The organism is Rhodococcus sp. IEGM 1409 (assembly GCF_030056735.1).
Taxonomy (GTDB): domain Bacteria; phylum Actinomycetota; class Actinomycetes; order Mycobacteriales; family Mycobacteriaceae; genus Rhodococcus_F.
This window is the reverse complement of record NZ_JASHKN010000023.1, coordinates 1-573: the sequence shown is the minus strand read 5'-3', so window position 1 is coordinate 573 and position 573 is coordinate 1. Positions and strand designations below refer to the sequence as shown.

Below are 573 nucleotides of genomic sequence, written 5' to 3'. Positions count from 1 at the left end.
CGCTCGAGAATGTCGAGGTTCGCCATCGCCGCCGCCGCGGCACCGGCATGCCCGCCGTAGGTGTACCCATGGCGCCACCACGAACCGGCATAGAACGGCTCCGCCACCCGCGGCGCGATGAACACCGCACCCATCGGAACGTAACCGGACGTCAAACCCTTTGCCGTGGTCATCATGTCGGGCTGCAGATCGAAACGGGTGGACGCGAACCACTCACCACCGATGCGGCCGAAACCGGTCACGACCTCATCGACCACAAACAGGATGTCGTGCTCGCGGCAGATGTCACGCACCTCGGCCAGGTAACCCTCCGGCGGAAGATACACCCCACCCGCACCGATGATCGGCTCGGCGAAGAACGCGGCGATCTTGTTCGCACCGATCTTCTCGATCAACTCGAGCAGGCTCTTCGCATCGTCCCAGCCGACGGTCGCCGCATCCGCCATCAGCTCGCCGTAACCCTCACGGTTCACCGGAATACCGGCCAGAGCCGTTCCCGCAACGTGCATTCCGTGATACGCCTTCTGACGTCCGACGATGATCGTCTTCTCCGGCTGCCCCACCTCGTGCCAG

General features: G+C 64.2%; 1 protein-coding gene. It reads right to left on the bottom strand.

Annotated elements, in window-relative coordinates; translation table 11 throughout:
* The coding region (locus QM716_RS29140; protein ID WP_283307718.1) for an aminotransferase class III-fold pyridoxal phosphate-dependent enzyme at positions 1 to 573 on the bottom strand (573 nt) is incomplete at both ends.